The organism is Desulfovibrio sp. Fe33 (genome assembly GCF_028532725.1).
In the GTDB taxonomy this organism is placed as follows: Bacteria; Desulfobacterota; Desulfovibrionia; order Desulfovibrionales; family Desulfovibrionaceae; genus Pseudodesulfovibrio.
The window spans coordinates 1-12,140 of the sequence record NZ_JAQKGU010000005.1 but is presented as its reverse complement, the minus strand read 5'-3'; the positions used below and the strand labels follow the sequence as shown (position 1 = coordinate 12,140).

Below are 12,140 nucleotides of genomic sequence, written 5' to 3'. Positions count from 1 at the left end.
GCGAAAGAGGGTATTTTAAGGCGAAGCTTGTAAAAAAGTGACTGTATTTCAAGTGTTTAAGTAAAGTTGGAGAGCACGTCACGACTTGACATTCTCGCGTTGGTCTTCCTATAGGACTAAACCCGTTAAAAACCAAGTGCTGTGCTTTTCGCGGGGCAGACGGCTCCGCGATTCCGATAAGGACAACCAGAAACGATGTGGAGTGAAGTATGCCTGACCTCAAGACCCAAAGAACGTATGCACTCGTCGGTCACGGCGGTAGCGGCAAAACCACCGTCGCCGAGATGCTGCTTTTCAACTCGGGAGTTGTAAACCGCCTCGGCAAAGTCGAAGACGGGAACACCGTACTCGACTTCGAGCCCGAGGAAATCAAGCGTCGCGGTTCGATCCAGCCCGGTTTCGCCAGCTTCAAGTGGAATAAGAACGATCATTTTCTCATTGATACCCCCGGCGACTCCAACTTCGCGGGCGATCTCTCCTATTCCCTCACGGCAGCAGACGGCGTGGTCATGGTTATCGACGCCGTGGACGGCGTCAAGCCGCTGACCCGCAAAATCTGGGCCCGGGTTCAGGATATGGGCCTTCCCTCCATGATCGTCATCAACAAGATGGACCGCGACAGGGCCGACTTCGACCTGGCCTTCCACGGCATTTCCGAAGCCTTGGGCGCGCGCCCCGCGCTGCTTTACTATCCCATCGGCTCCAAGGAGAATTTCAAGGGCGTGGTGGACATGATGTCCGGCAAGGCGCTCATGTTCGGCGCCGACGGCGCGGTCTCCGAGGGCGAAATCCCCGGTGATATCGCCGACGAGGTCGAGACCATCCGCGAAACCATGATCGAGAACATCGCCGAGAGCGATGAGGACCTCATGGAGAAATATTTCGAGGAGGGTGAGCTTTCTCCCGAGGATATCACCAAAGGACTCAAGGTCGGCGTCGCTTCCGGCGAACTGGTCCCGGTCGTGGTGAGCGCGGCTTTGAACTGCCAGGGCGGCCAGATGATTCTGGATACCGTCCAGAGCCTGCTCCCCGGTCCCCTGGACCACAAGCCGTGGCAGGGAGAGGACGGCAGCGAACTGCCCAGCTCCCCGGACGAATCCATGGCGTGCTTCGTCTTCAAGACCCAGGCCGACCCCTTTGCCGGGCAGTTGACCGTGGTCCGTGTGCTTTCCGGTGAGCTTTCTCCCGACTCTCAGCTTGTGAACACGGCCAACGGCGAGAAGGAGCGCGTCGGACAGCTTCTGGCCATGAACGGTAAGGAGCAGACTCCGGTGAAGACCCCCATGGGACCGGGCTCCATCGTCACCCTGGCCAAGCTCAAAAATACCCACACGGGCGACACCCTTGTCACGAAGGGCGAGTTCAAGCTCGCCAAGCCTGAAAAGGCTCCTCAGCTCATCACTTTCGCCCTGGCTCCCGAGGAAAAGGGCGAAGAGGACAAGGTCTATGCCGCCGTGGGCAAGCTTCTCGAAGAGGACATCACCCTGACCCTGTCACGCGATGAGGAGTCCGGGGACATCCTGCTCTCCGGCATGGGGCAGAACCATATCGAAATATCGGTCGAAAAGGCCAAGCGCCGCTACAAGACCGCCATCGTGCTCAAGACTCCCAAGGTCCCGTACCGCGAGACCTTCAAAACCGGCGCCCGTGAGATTCAGGGACGCCACAAGAAGCAGTCCGGCGGACGCGGCCAGTTCGGCGACTGCTGGATTCACGTTGCCCCCAAGGGCTCCGGCGAAGGCTACGAGTTCGTGGACCAGATCGTGGGCGGTTCCATTCCGCGTCAGTTCATCCCCGCCGTTGACAAGGGCGTTCAGGAAACCGCCGCTCGCGGCGTGCTCGCCGGATTCCCCGTCATCGATTTCCAGGTGACGCTCTACGACGGCAGCTATCACAACGTGGACTCTTCGGAAATGGCCTTCAAGGTGGCCGGTTCCCTGGCCTTCAAGAAGGCTTGCGAAAAGGCCAAGATGGCCCTTCTCGAACCGATCATGCTCGTTACCGTGGCCGTGCCCGACGCCTTCATGGGCGACGTTATCGGAGATCTCTCCTCGCGTCGCGGCAAGGTGCTCGGCTCCGACTCCCAGGCAGGCCTCACAGAGGTTAAGGCGCATGTGCCCATGGCCGAAATGCTCCGCTACGCCCCGGACCTCAATTCCATGACCGGCGGACAGGGCACTTTCTTCATGGAGTTCGCCGCTTATGAGGAATGCCCGCCCCAGGAAACCGAGAAGGTCATCGCCGCCCATAAAAAGGCCATCGAAGAGTAATCCGGTAATCACTTGTGACCCCAGAGGGCGACGGCTTGGCCGCCGCCCTTTTTTGGGTGCCTCCGGCGGCCGGGGGAAGGGGAAGGAAACCCTTTGAAAAGGGTTTTCCTTCCCCTTCCCCCGGACCCCCAACCCCTTTCTTTCCTAAACTTTTTGTCGCCGCTTCGCGGGGGCGGCAAATGATTTGTTTTTCTTCAACGTATTTTTCTAGCTAGAAAGTCGTTTCGGGGAGAGGCTCACCCCATCGCATACCTGCACCCGCGCGAATGCGCATACAAAAAGTTTCGGAGGGAGAGAGGGGATAGGGGGTCCAGGGGGAAAGGGGAGAGAGGGCAGCCCTTTACAAAGGGTGCCCTCTCTCCCCTTTCCCCCTGGCCGCCGGAGGCATTTTAGGCACCGCGCGGATTTTTCTTTTCTTGTTTCATGCAGTGTTTTGGTTTAGTTACGGAGGAGTTTGCACAATAAGGACGGATCATGCTTCGACGACTGTTTTTCACCATACTGCTCGTTCCCGTAACCATTTGGTATTCATTGAAGATGCTCAAGGTGGACCCGAAGACCTCCACGCCCGCCGAATATGACCGTTGGGGATTGGCCTGGGGCGCTGCCGCTGTGAAGCTTTCCGGCATCCGAATCGAGGCGGACATGGGCGAGGTGGACCCGGAAGGACACTACGTGTTCATCGGTAACCACCAGTCGAACTTGGATATTCCGGTCCTGTTCAAGCTGCTGAAGGGTAATCGCATTCGGTTTGTGGCCAAGAAATCCCTGTTCGATATACCTCTTTACGGCAAGGCTCTGGCCCATGCGGGGCATATTTGCATCGACCGGGGGAATCGGCGTGCGGCCATGCAGTCCCTGAACGAGGCCGTGGAGACCGCCAAGGGCGGCATTTCGCCGCTCATTTTCCCGGAGGGGACGCGGAACACGAAGTTGGACGAGTTGTTGGAGTTCAAGATCGGGGCCATGATTTTGGCGCTCAAGGCCGGGCTGCCGGTGGTTCCGTTCGTCATGACCAATACCGGGCGCGTCATGGGCAAGGGCGATTTCATCATCGACAACCGGCCCGTGGTCCGGTTCAAGGCTCTGCCCGTCATCGACCCGTCCCGATACACCCTCAAGGAGCGTGAGCAGTTCAAGAACGATTTGTATGCCATGATGAACGAGGCATACAAGGAACTGCTGGCAAAAGGGTAGGTGAACTATGGCTGGAAAGTCCTTCACATTGTATCCGCTGGGCGGGCTCGGCGAGATCGGCATGAACTGTATGCTCTACCAGAGCGGGAAATCCCTGGTCATGGTGGACTGCGGCCTGATGTTTCCGGAGGACTACCATTTCGGCGTTGACGTGGTCATTCCCTGCTTCGATTTCGTCATGCGCCACAAGGACCAGCTCAACGGCATCATCGTGACCCACGGCCATGAGGACCACATCGGCGCGTTGCCCTGGCTGTTGCAGAACGTGGATGTGCCTGTCTACGGCTCCGAGTTCACCCTCGGGCTGGTGGAGAATAAGCTCAGGGAGCATGATCTGGACCGATGGGCCGATCTGCGGCCGGTGCGTCCCTACGATCGTCTGTTGCTCGGCGATTTCCGCTTCAATTTTTTCCCGGTCTGCCATTCCATCATCGAAGGATTCGGTCTGGGCATCGAGACCCCGGCCGGAAGGGTGGTCCACACCGGCGATTTCAAGATCGACCGCAACCCGTTGGGCGGTCATGCCACCGACCTCGGCGCGTTCCGCAAATTTTCCGAAGAGGGCGTGCGGCTCATGCTCTCGGACTCGACCAACGTGGGCAACGAAGGATTCGCCCTGACCGAGCGGGAGATCAAGGTTTCCCTGCGCGAGATATTCAATACGGCCAAGGGGCGCATCCTGGTATCCCTCTTTTCCAGCCATATCCAGCGCATCCAGGAAATCTTCGACCTGGCCGACGCCGAGGGCCGGAAGGTGGCCGTGTCCGGCAAATCCCTGCACCGCAATATCGAACTGGCCCGCGAGCAGGGCCATCTCAAGGTGCCCAAGGGGACGTTCATCGAGCTGGATTCCCTGGACGCGTACGGCGATTCCCAGTTGGTCCTGCTTGTCACCGGGTCCCAGGGCGAGCCGTTGGCGGCCTTGTCCCGCATCGCCATGGGCGAGCACCGGCAGCTTTCCGTCCGGCCCGACGATCTGTTTATTCTTTCCTCCCGGTTCATTCCCGGAAACGTCAAGGCCATCAATAGGGTCATCAATAATCTGTATCGCCTCGGGGCCGAGGTCCTGTATGAAAAGATGCATGGCATCCACGCTTCGGGCCATGCCCATGCGGGCGAGCTGACCCACATGCTTGAAACCGTGCGGCCCGAATACTTCATTCCCGTGCATGGCGAATATCGCCATCTGGTCAAGCACAGCAGGTTGGCCGTGGACTGCGGCGTGGAAGCGGAGAAATCACTGGTGGTGGAGAATGGCCAACCCGTGACCTTCCGCGATGACGGGACCATCGAGCTTTTGCCCCGCATCGCCGCGGAAAAGATTCTGGTGGACGGCAAGGGTGTGGGCGATGTGGGCCAGAGCGTGCTCAAGGAGCGCCAGCTCCTTGCGGGCGAAGGCATGGTCATCGTGGTTCTGGTGGTGGACGAGGCGTCGGGCGAGATTTCCATGGGACCGGACATCATGAGCAAGGGGTTTGTTTTCGAGCAGCAGTATATGCATCTTCTGGACGACGCCAAATGCATTGTTCTGGATGTGCACGAAAATATTGCTCCCGGCGATACGACCAAGCTCAAGGAGCGCATCCGCTCGGCTCTGCGGAGGTTTTTCCGCAAGGTCCTCGGTCGTGACCCTGTGGTCGTGCCTCTGGTCATCTCCATCTAGCGTCTGGACTTCTCGTTGTCCTTGGGATAGATAGACCGATAAACTTTCTTGATGTTTTTTTGAGGGGGCCTTCGACATGAAACGGATTCTGATGGCAACGGCCATGACGGTTATGGTTCTCCAGCTCGCCGCTTGCGGAGCCCAGAAAAACGATCTCGACATAGGGGCCGGGCTGATTCGTCAAGGCGATTGTGCGGGAGCCCAGGTCTATCTGGACAACATCATCGCTGAGCCCCGCAACGCCATGGATATGGCTTATGCTTATTTCCTCAAGGGCCGCTGCGCCGAGCAGGCTTCCGATTACGAAGCCGCCTATGAAAATTTTTATGCGGCCAAGATTCTGGTTTGCTACGCTGTGAGCAACAGCACCCACGTCAATCTGGATACCTACGCGCGCAGCGAGTATTGCCAGAAGTTAATTCCCGAAAAGCTTGAGGCTCTTTCGGCCAAGATAAGTGATCCCGCCAAGATCGAGAGCATCGAGAGTCGAGTCAACGGGATTCTGCGAGCCGATTACCTTAAAAGATTCGTAAAGAAGCCGAACTAGTTTTGATGACGCCCCGCCTCGCGGGGCGTTTTTTTTGTCCACCTTTTACCGGGAGAACGGCATGGCGTTGGCGGACTATACGGCGAATGTGGAATACCTTCAGGAAAAACTCGGCAAGGCTTTCGGGGCCAAGCCCTGGCTGCTGAACATGCCGGGGCGGTCGGTGGCCTGCAAGATCGACCAGCATTACTATCTCGCGGTTATGCCCGGCTTTCTCGAAGCCCTCGGGCGGGTGGGCGGCATGTTGCCCTCAAGGGTTCTTGATGCATTGGTCAGGACCGGCAATCTCATCACCAGGGCGCCGGAACGGGACCCGCACATCCCTCTTACCGTGAGTTGGGGCGCACGGGCCGTCACGCTCGCAGGCGCATTCGTCGACGCCGATTTCATTGACCGCGCCGTCAAGACTTACGGTGGTCTCGGCTGCATCCTCAATGTCTCGGAACTCAAGATTTCCACTGCCGACCGGGAACGCGTCGAGAGTCTTTTCAAGCATAAGACCCCGCCCCAGCGGCTTGCGTATTTTTAACGTCGCAAAACCAACGAAGGGACGGGGCGGAGGACTCGCGCCCTTTGGCGAAGAGGGGTGTCGGAGGCCTCTTGAAAAAACGGCGTGACCGCTTTCGTTCGATTTGCGAAGTGGGCTGGAAGACCTGTCTGAAAAGGAATGCGTTGGGTCCGGGCCATGCAAAACGCCGCCCGCAGGTACAATACTGCGGGCGGCGTTTTGCGTTGTCCGGCGGCGTCGGCTGCTAGACGTCGGAGAAGCGTTTTTCGAGCATGATCTGGAGGATGGTCTGGTCCGTCTGGATCATGCCGTCCACGGCCAGGGTGCCGACGTTGCGCATGGTGTCTTCGGAGGACAGGCCGATGATGCCGTCGGTGTGGTGGACGTTGACGCCCTGAAGCGAGAAGAGGGCGGCCTGGACGGCTGTGCCCGCGGCCGTGGCGAGCTTGAGCGCGCAGCCTGTCTTGGCCCCGTCGCAGATGATTCCGGCCAGGTCTTCGAGGAGATTCTTGATGGCCCCGGCGATGTGGTGGGCGTCGCCGCCCAGGAGATAGGTGATTCCGGCGGTGGCTCCGGCTCCCGCGGCCACGGAGCAGCCGCAAATGGCGGACAGCCGTCCGGTGTGCGCTTTGACGAAGGCGGTGACGATGTGCGAGAGGGCCACGGCTTCGAGCACGGCCTTGGTCTCGACGCCTTCGACGTAATCCTTGACGGCCCAGATGGGCAGGATGGCGGTCAGGCCGTGGTTGCCGGACCCGGCGGAGGACATGGCGGGCAGGGACGCGCCGGACATGCGCGCGTCGGCGGCGGCCGAAGCGAGGATGCGTGCGGCGAGCATCATGTCCTTTTTGATGAGTCCCTGGCGGCAGAGGCGCTCCAGGGTCTTGCCCACGCCCAGGCCGAGGCCGTACTTGAGCCCGCGTTCGGCGAGGCGCATGTTTACGTCCACGCCTTTCTGGAGAAAGGCGTAGTCGTCCTCGTCCAGTTGTTCGGTCAGGGCCATGAGTTCGTTGAGCGTCAGGGTCTTGAGCCACGCTTCCATGGCCGCGACGGGGGAAGGCTCGCCGTCCGCGCGGGTGCGAATGAGCGGGCTGTCCACAGGATGGCCGTTGAGAGTCAGGGAGACGATGTTGTCGTGCAGGCCTTCGATGACCGATTCGGCCACGTTCTCTCCGGCCCGGGCCTTGGTCCGAATGAGCAGACCTTGGTGTTCCCTGATGAGGGTGACGTCGATCCTGCCTTCGGCCAGGGCTTGCTTGGCGGACTTGACGTGCTCGTCGGTGACGGTCTGAAGCACTTCAAGGCGCAGGGCGGGATCGCCGCCGCTCGCGCCCAGGGCCGCGGCCGTGTCCAGCCCGGACAGCCCGTTGGCTCCGGGGATGGAAACGGCCAGGCCGTTCTTGTAAACGTTGGGGTCCACGGCGACTTCAAGGGCGTCGTAGTCCCTGGACGGGAGCAGGGACACGGCCGCGGCCGCCCCCAAGGCGATAGCCACCGGCTCGGTGCAACCTAGTGCGGGGGCTACCTGGATGGAGAGGACGTCCTTGACCGTGAAGCTCATGGCTAGCTCCTTGCCGTGCTTTTCGGACAGTTGGCGCTGAGGTGGCAGACCTCGCATCCGCCGGTGTAGGGATAGGGCGTGAGGACCGCGTATTTGCGGTTGACCGAGCCCTCTTCGTTCCAGGTCAGGCCGAGGGTGTCGAAGGCTTCGAGCACGCCTTTGCCCGGGCGGGGCAGGGGGGCGCATTTGCCTTCTTGAAGTTCGGGCACGAACCCTTGCGCCGAGCTCATGACCATGGTGATGGCCAGGGCATGGAAGAGCAGTCCGTGAGTCGGGGAATCCTGCCAGATGCCTTCGATGGTTTCCTCGACGGCCTGATCAAGGAAGATGAGCACGAACTTGCCCTCGCCCTCGGTGTTTTTCAGTTCATATGCCTTGAGGCTTTCGACGGCCCATTTGTCCCAGAATTCTTCGAATTCTTCGAGGATGTCGCCGTCGATGCGGGTTTCGCCTGCAACTTCCATGAAATACATCATGTCGAAATCGGGATTGGGGGTCATGGGAGTGATGTCGTATTTTGCCATATGGTGTTCTCCGTAAAGGGGATTGAGTGCATCAGGGAGGCTTTGCTTACCCTTTTTCCCGATTCCGCTCAAGTTTTCCGGTCAATTCGTTGCGCTCGCCGAGAAAGTGAGGTTAGTATCGCAGGCAAGGGAGATAGGCCCCCATTGTACGTTGTCAACACCGTCCCGTGGAGCGACTTGGAGATTCAATGCCCCCTGACCGAAGTGAACCGCTCTTTCTCAAGTTCAGGCGGCCCAATGTACGCTTTCTGTTCCTGGCCATCGTCATCGGCGGGTTGGCCGGGTACGGCGCGGTTCTGTTCAAGCTTATCCTCAAATACATGCAGTGGGTGTTCTATCAGAACACCAATGATTGGCTGACGTTTGCCGGGGCCGTACCGCTGTGGATGAAGATCGTCATGCCCACGGCGGGCGGCTTGGTGGTCGGGCTGATCGTCAGTTTCTTCGCTTCCGAGGCCAAGGGACATGGCGTTCCCGAGGTCATGCAGGCCATCGCCCTGCGGGGCGGGCGTATCCGCAAACGCGTGGCCGCGGCCAAGATTTTCGCCTCGGCCGTGACCATCGGCTCGGGCGGATCGGTTGGCCGCGAAGGCCCCATGGTTCAGATCGGGGCATCCATCGGCTCGTCGGTGGGGCAACTGTTTAAGATTCCCCGGGCGCATATGAAGACCATGGTCGGGTGCGGCGCGGCGGCGGGTATAGCCGCCACCTTCAACGCGCCCATCGCCGGAGTGCTCTTCGCGCTGGAAATCATTATCGGCGATTTCGGGGTCATGCAGTTTTCGCCTGTGGTTTTGTCGTCGGTCATGGCCACGGCCATTTCCCGCTATTATTTTGGCGACTTTCCCCATTTCGATATTCCGTCCTATTCCATCGTGTCCCTATGGGAATATTTGTTATACCCGGTACTCGGCGTGGTCACGGGGCTCGTGGCCCTGGCGTTTACCAATACGCTGTACTGGCTTGAGGACCTGTTCGACGCCATTCCCATTCCTGAGTGGAGCAAACCCGCCATCGGCGGGGCTGTGCTGGGCTGCATCTTCGCGATCTGGCCCCAGGTCTTTGGCGTGGGCTACGGGGCAATGAACATGGCCCTGATAAATCAGACGCCGTTCATGCTCATGCTGGTGCTGATCTTCGTCAAGATCGCCGCCTCCAGCGTTACGCTCGGCTCAGGCTCTTCGGGTGGCATTTTTGCGCCCAGCCTGTTTATGGGGTGCATGACCGGCGGCGCCTTCGGCTATGCGGTTCACTGGCTGTTCCCGGCGTACACGGCCATGCCGGGCGCATACGCCTTGGTGGCCATGGGCGGCCTGGTGGCGGGTACCACGTATGCGCCCATCACCGCCATTCTCATCATTTTCGAGATGACCTCGGACTATTCCATCATCCTGCCGCTCATGCTCACCTGCATAACGGCGACGGTCATGAATTCTACCATTCAGCGGGCGTCCATTTATACCACGAAGCTGCTACGGCGGGGCATCGACATCGAGGCGGGCAGGGAGCGGCATCTGCTTTCGCACATGCTGGTCAAGGAGGTCATGGTGCGCGATTTCGTGACCATCCCTCAATCCATGACTCTGTCGAGCATCATCTGGACCTTCAAGACCCAGAACGCGCCGTACCTGCATGTGGTGGACGAGGAGGACAGGCTGACCGGGATAATATCCTTCCGGGACCTGCGTGCCGTGCTCAACGAGGACGGGTTGAACGATCTGCTCATCGCCCACGATCTGGCAACACCCAACCCCGTGACCGTGACTGCGGACGATACCTTGCAGGACGCCCTGGACAAGATCACGGATCGGGGCGTGTCCCAACTTCCTGTGCTCAGTTCCGGCAAGGAGCCGAAGCTGGTGGGAACCCTGACCGAGTTGGCCATCGACGCCGCCTATAATTCTGCAACGGTCAGGGCGGAGATCGCCGAGGGCCACGAGCGGAAGGGGGGCTAGCATCCCCTCCCGGTCCGGGTTTTTCAATTGCCGTTGAGGCCCGCCGCCCTTTGTGCTAGCTTCCGTTTGCCGGTCGGCGAGGCCGGTAAAATGCATTTCGAGGGACCGACCGCATGAACGACATCCGTATTTCCGTGACCCTGTCCTTGGACGAGAAGTATCCCGAGGACGGATATATCGACTTCAACCTGTCCGTGGACGGGCAGTACCTTCACGATATCGGGGTGTATGTCGACCCCGTGGATCTGGTCACATCGGCTACCATGTCCGGCGAGTTCTTCATCTACACCTGCGACTGCGGCAATCCTGCCTGTCAGGGCATCGACGACGGTGTCATGGTTTCCCATACGCCGGACACGGTCATCTGGCGGCTCAAGGACCCCATTTCCTGGCCTCCGGACGAGCCCCGGCCCGACTGGGAGCAAGACGTGGAGTTCATCTTTCCCCGCGACCTCTATCTCCAGCAGGTTTCCATCGCCCTGGACCACGCCAAGCGCATAGCCCGCGGCTTCAAGCTCCCCGGACACCTTTGGGTCGGTCCCGATCTTTCCATGGAAGGGCTGCTGGCTTTGGAACTGCCCCCGCAGGAGGGCGGTTTCTTCGCCCTTGAACCCCAGGGGCGTGCCCTGCACTGATTCTCGGGCCGGTTCGGAATACCGGATTTGCGTATTCCGGAAAAATAATCTAATGTCCGTATATGCTCCGGTTGCTTTTCCGGTGGAGCGATCCACCAGGAGGAGCGGACATGTCTGTTAGTATTCCCAGCCAAAGCCGTTTTTATCGGGCGCGTCTGTTGCGTGCGCCGCCCTCGCCGCGCGGAGAGAAACCGTTCGGGGGGACTGCTGTGTTCAGGGCTCGGGCCGCATGGCCCGCGGGAGGAGTACCTGCTTTCGGGGCGAGCGCGAGTTCGCCGCAATCATAGCCGAAAACAGGATGCGCTCATGTACGTGCCAATCAAGATTTATCCCAATCGGCGGAGTCTCAGAGGGTGTCTGCTCATAGCCGCCTTCTGCCTCGGGCTGGCCATGTTCGGTTTCCAGCTCGTGAACGATAAAAATCTCAAGCTCGCCGTGTATTGCTTCAGCATGGCGGGGTTCGCCGTGGCCATGATAAATGCCGTCGCGGTCATGACCCGGCAGCCCATGGTCAAGATTCTCGACGACCGATTCTCGGTGTATACGCCATTCGGCTATGCGTTGGTCCGGTTCGGAGAGGTCCTGGCCTTTCGCAGGAACCGGATGCCGTTTCGCCGTTCCCTGCGCGTTTACATCAACAATTCGGCCCGGCCGAAATTCCCGTCCGCCTTTTGCAGGCTGCTTTATGCCGTGGTCAGCCTGAATTTTTCCAATACCGTCTCCATTCCCGGCTACCTTCTTGGAGCCGATCCTGAATCCGTCATGCAGATGCTTGAAAAACGGCGTATCGCCGCCGTGCGCCTGGACGCCGTCGGCGAGTACAATCCAACGGCATTGACCTCGTTGGGCTGATAGCGGCTGGGTAGACGGACCCGCATGGCGGGTCCGTTGTGGCGCCTCCGGCGGCCAGAGGGAAAGGGGAGAGAGGGCACCCTTTGTAAAGGGTTGCCCTCTCTCCCCTTTCCCCCTGGACCCCCTATCCCCTCTCTCCCTCCGAAACTTTTTGTATGCGCATCCGCGCGGGTGCGGGTACGCAAAAAGATAAACCTCTCCCCGAAACGACTTTCGAGCTAGAGGGATACTTTAAAAGAAAAACAAACCATTTGCCGACCCCGCGAAGCGGCGACAAAAAGTTTGGGAAAAGAAGGGGATGGGGGTTCGTGGGAAGGGGAGGAAACAACGGTACAGTCCGGGTACATAGGTAACACATTAGTCCGGGAACATGGGTAACACTTTGGGCATGGAAGCCTGGAGGTGCACATGCCCTGGAAAGAGGTGAA

General features: G+C 59.5%; 10 protein-coding genes. 8 read left to right on the top strand and 2 right to left on the bottom strand.

Annotated elements, in window-relative coordinates; all coding sequences use genetic code 11:
- Positions 1 to 209 precede the first annotated feature (209 nt).
- The 5 genes from PSN43_RS08200 (at position 210) to PSN43_RS08180 (ending at position 6,206) form a co-directional block, all read left to right on the top strand.
- A complete protein-coding gene (locus tag PSN43_RS08200) occupies positions 210 to 2,270 on the top strand; it encodes an elongation factor G (protein ID WP_272700244.1) in 2,061 nt (686 codons plus the stop codon).
- A 474-nt stretch (positions 2,271 to 2,744) separates the two neighbouring features.
- Positions 2,745 to 3,467, top strand: coding sequence for a lysophospholipid acyltransferase family protein (locus tag PSN43_RS08195; protein WP_272700243.1), 723 nt, complete (start codon positions 2,745 to 2,747; stop codon positions 3,465 to 3,467).
- Between the two features lie 7 nt (positions 3,468 to 3,474).
- A complete protein-coding gene (locus tag PSN43_RS08190) occupies positions 3,475 to 5,130 on the top strand; it encodes a ribonuclease J (RefSeq protein ID WP_272700242.1) in 1,656 nt (551 codons plus the stop codon).
- Between the two features lie 76 nt (positions 5,131 to 5,206).
- A complete protein-coding gene (locus tag PSN43_RS08185; RefSeq protein ID WP_272700241.1) occupies positions 5,207 to 5,677 on the top strand; it encodes a hypothetical protein in 471 nt (156 codons plus the stop codon).
- A 61-nt stretch (positions 5,678 to 5,738) separates the two neighbouring features.
- Positions 5,739 to 6,206, top strand: a complete 468-nt coding sequence (locus tag PSN43_RS08180) for a hypothetical protein (RefSeq protein ID WP_272700240.1) — start codon at positions 5,739 to 5,741, stop codon at positions 6,204 to 6,206.
- Positions 6,207 to 6,429: 223 nt separating this feature from the next.
- On the opposite strand, the gene PSN43_RS08175 is transcribed toward PSN43_RS08180, so the two are convergent.
- Complete coding sequence (locus PSN43_RS08175; protein ID WP_272700239.1) at positions 6,430 to 7,746, bottom strand: L-cysteine desulfidase family protein; 1,317 nt, start codon at positions 7,744 to 7,746, stop codon at positions 6,430 to 6,432.
- A gap of 2 nt (positions 7,747 to 7,748) precedes the next feature.
- Positions 7,749 to 8,270, bottom strand: a complete 522-nt coding sequence (locus tag PSN43_RS08170) for a hypothetical protein (protein WP_272700238.1) — start codon at positions 8,268 to 8,270, stop codon at positions 7,749 to 7,751.
- 188 nt (positions 8,271 to 8,458) lie between these two features.
- Here PSN43_RS08170 and PSN43_RS08165 point away from each other — a divergent pair, with 188 nt between their 5' ends.
- The 3 genes from PSN43_RS08165 to PSN43_RS08155 all read left to right on the top strand — a co-directional run bounded on the left by PSN43_RS08165 (position 8,459) and on the right by PSN43_RS08155 (position 11,712).
- Positions 8,459 to 10,225 carry a chloride channel protein gene (locus PSN43_RS08165; RefSeq protein ID WP_272700237.1) on the top strand — a complete coding sequence of 589 codons (1,767 nt, stop codon included), beginning with the start codon at positions 8,459 to 8,461 and terminating at the stop codon, positions 10,223 to 10,225.
- Positions 10,226 to 10,338: 113 nt separating this feature from the next.
- A complete protein-coding gene (locus PSN43_RS08160; protein ID WP_272700236.1) occupies positions 10,339 to 10,860 on the top strand; it encodes a hypothetical protein in 522 nt (173 codons plus the stop codon).
- Positions 10,861 to 11,166: 306 nt separating this feature from the next.
- Entirely contained in the window at positions 11,167 to 11,712 is a 546-nt protein-coding gene (locus PSN43_RS08155) for a hypothetical protein (RefSeq protein WP_272700235.1), read from the top strand.
- Positions 11,713 to 12,140 lie beyond the last annotated feature (428 nt).

What these genes read in the sequence shown, in the direction of transcription:
- PSN43_RS08170 (WP_272700238.1), bottom strand. Translation starts at nt 8,270, where the DNA reads ATGGCAAAATACGACATCACTCCCATGACCCCCAATCCCGATTTCGAC.
- PSN43_RS08185 (WP_272700241.1), top strand. Translation starts at nt 5,207, where the DNA reads ATGAAACGGATTCTGATGGCAACGGCCATGACGGTTATGGTTCTCCAG.
- PSN43_RS08160 (WP_272700236.1), top strand. Translation starts at nt 10,339, where the DNA reads ATGAACGACATCCGTATTTCCGTGACCCTGTCCTTGGACGAGAAGTAT.
- PSN43_RS08165 (WP_272700237.1), top strand. Translation starts at nt 8,459, where the DNA reads ATGCCCCCTGACCGAAGTGAACCGCTCTTTCTCAAGTTCAGGCGGCCC.
- PSN43_RS08190 (WP_272700242.1), top strand. Translation starts at nt 3,475, where the DNA reads ATGGCTGGAAAGTCCTTCACATTGTATCCGCTGGGCGGGCTCGGCGAG.
- PSN43_RS08200 (WP_272700244.1), top strand. Translation starts at nt 210, where the DNA reads ATGCCTGACCTCAAGACCCAAAGAACGTATGCACTCGTCGGTCACGGC.
- PSN43_RS08195 (WP_272700243.1), top strand. Translation starts at nt 2,745, where the DNA reads ATGCTTCGACGACTGTTTTTCACCATACTGCTCGTTCCCGTAACCATT.
- PSN43_RS08155 (WP_272700235.1), top strand. Translation starts at nt 11,167, where the DNA reads ATGTACGTGCCAATCAAGATTTATCCCAATCGGCGGAGTCTCAGAGGG.
- PSN43_RS08175 (WP_272700239.1), bottom strand. Translation starts at nt 7,746, where the DNA reads ATGAGCTTCACGGTCAAGGACGTCCTCTCCATCCAGGTAGCCCCCGCA.
- PSN43_RS08180 (WP_272700240.1), top strand. Translation starts at nt 5,739, where the DNA reads ATGGCGTTGGCGGACTATACGGCGAATGTGGAATACCTTCAGGAAAAA.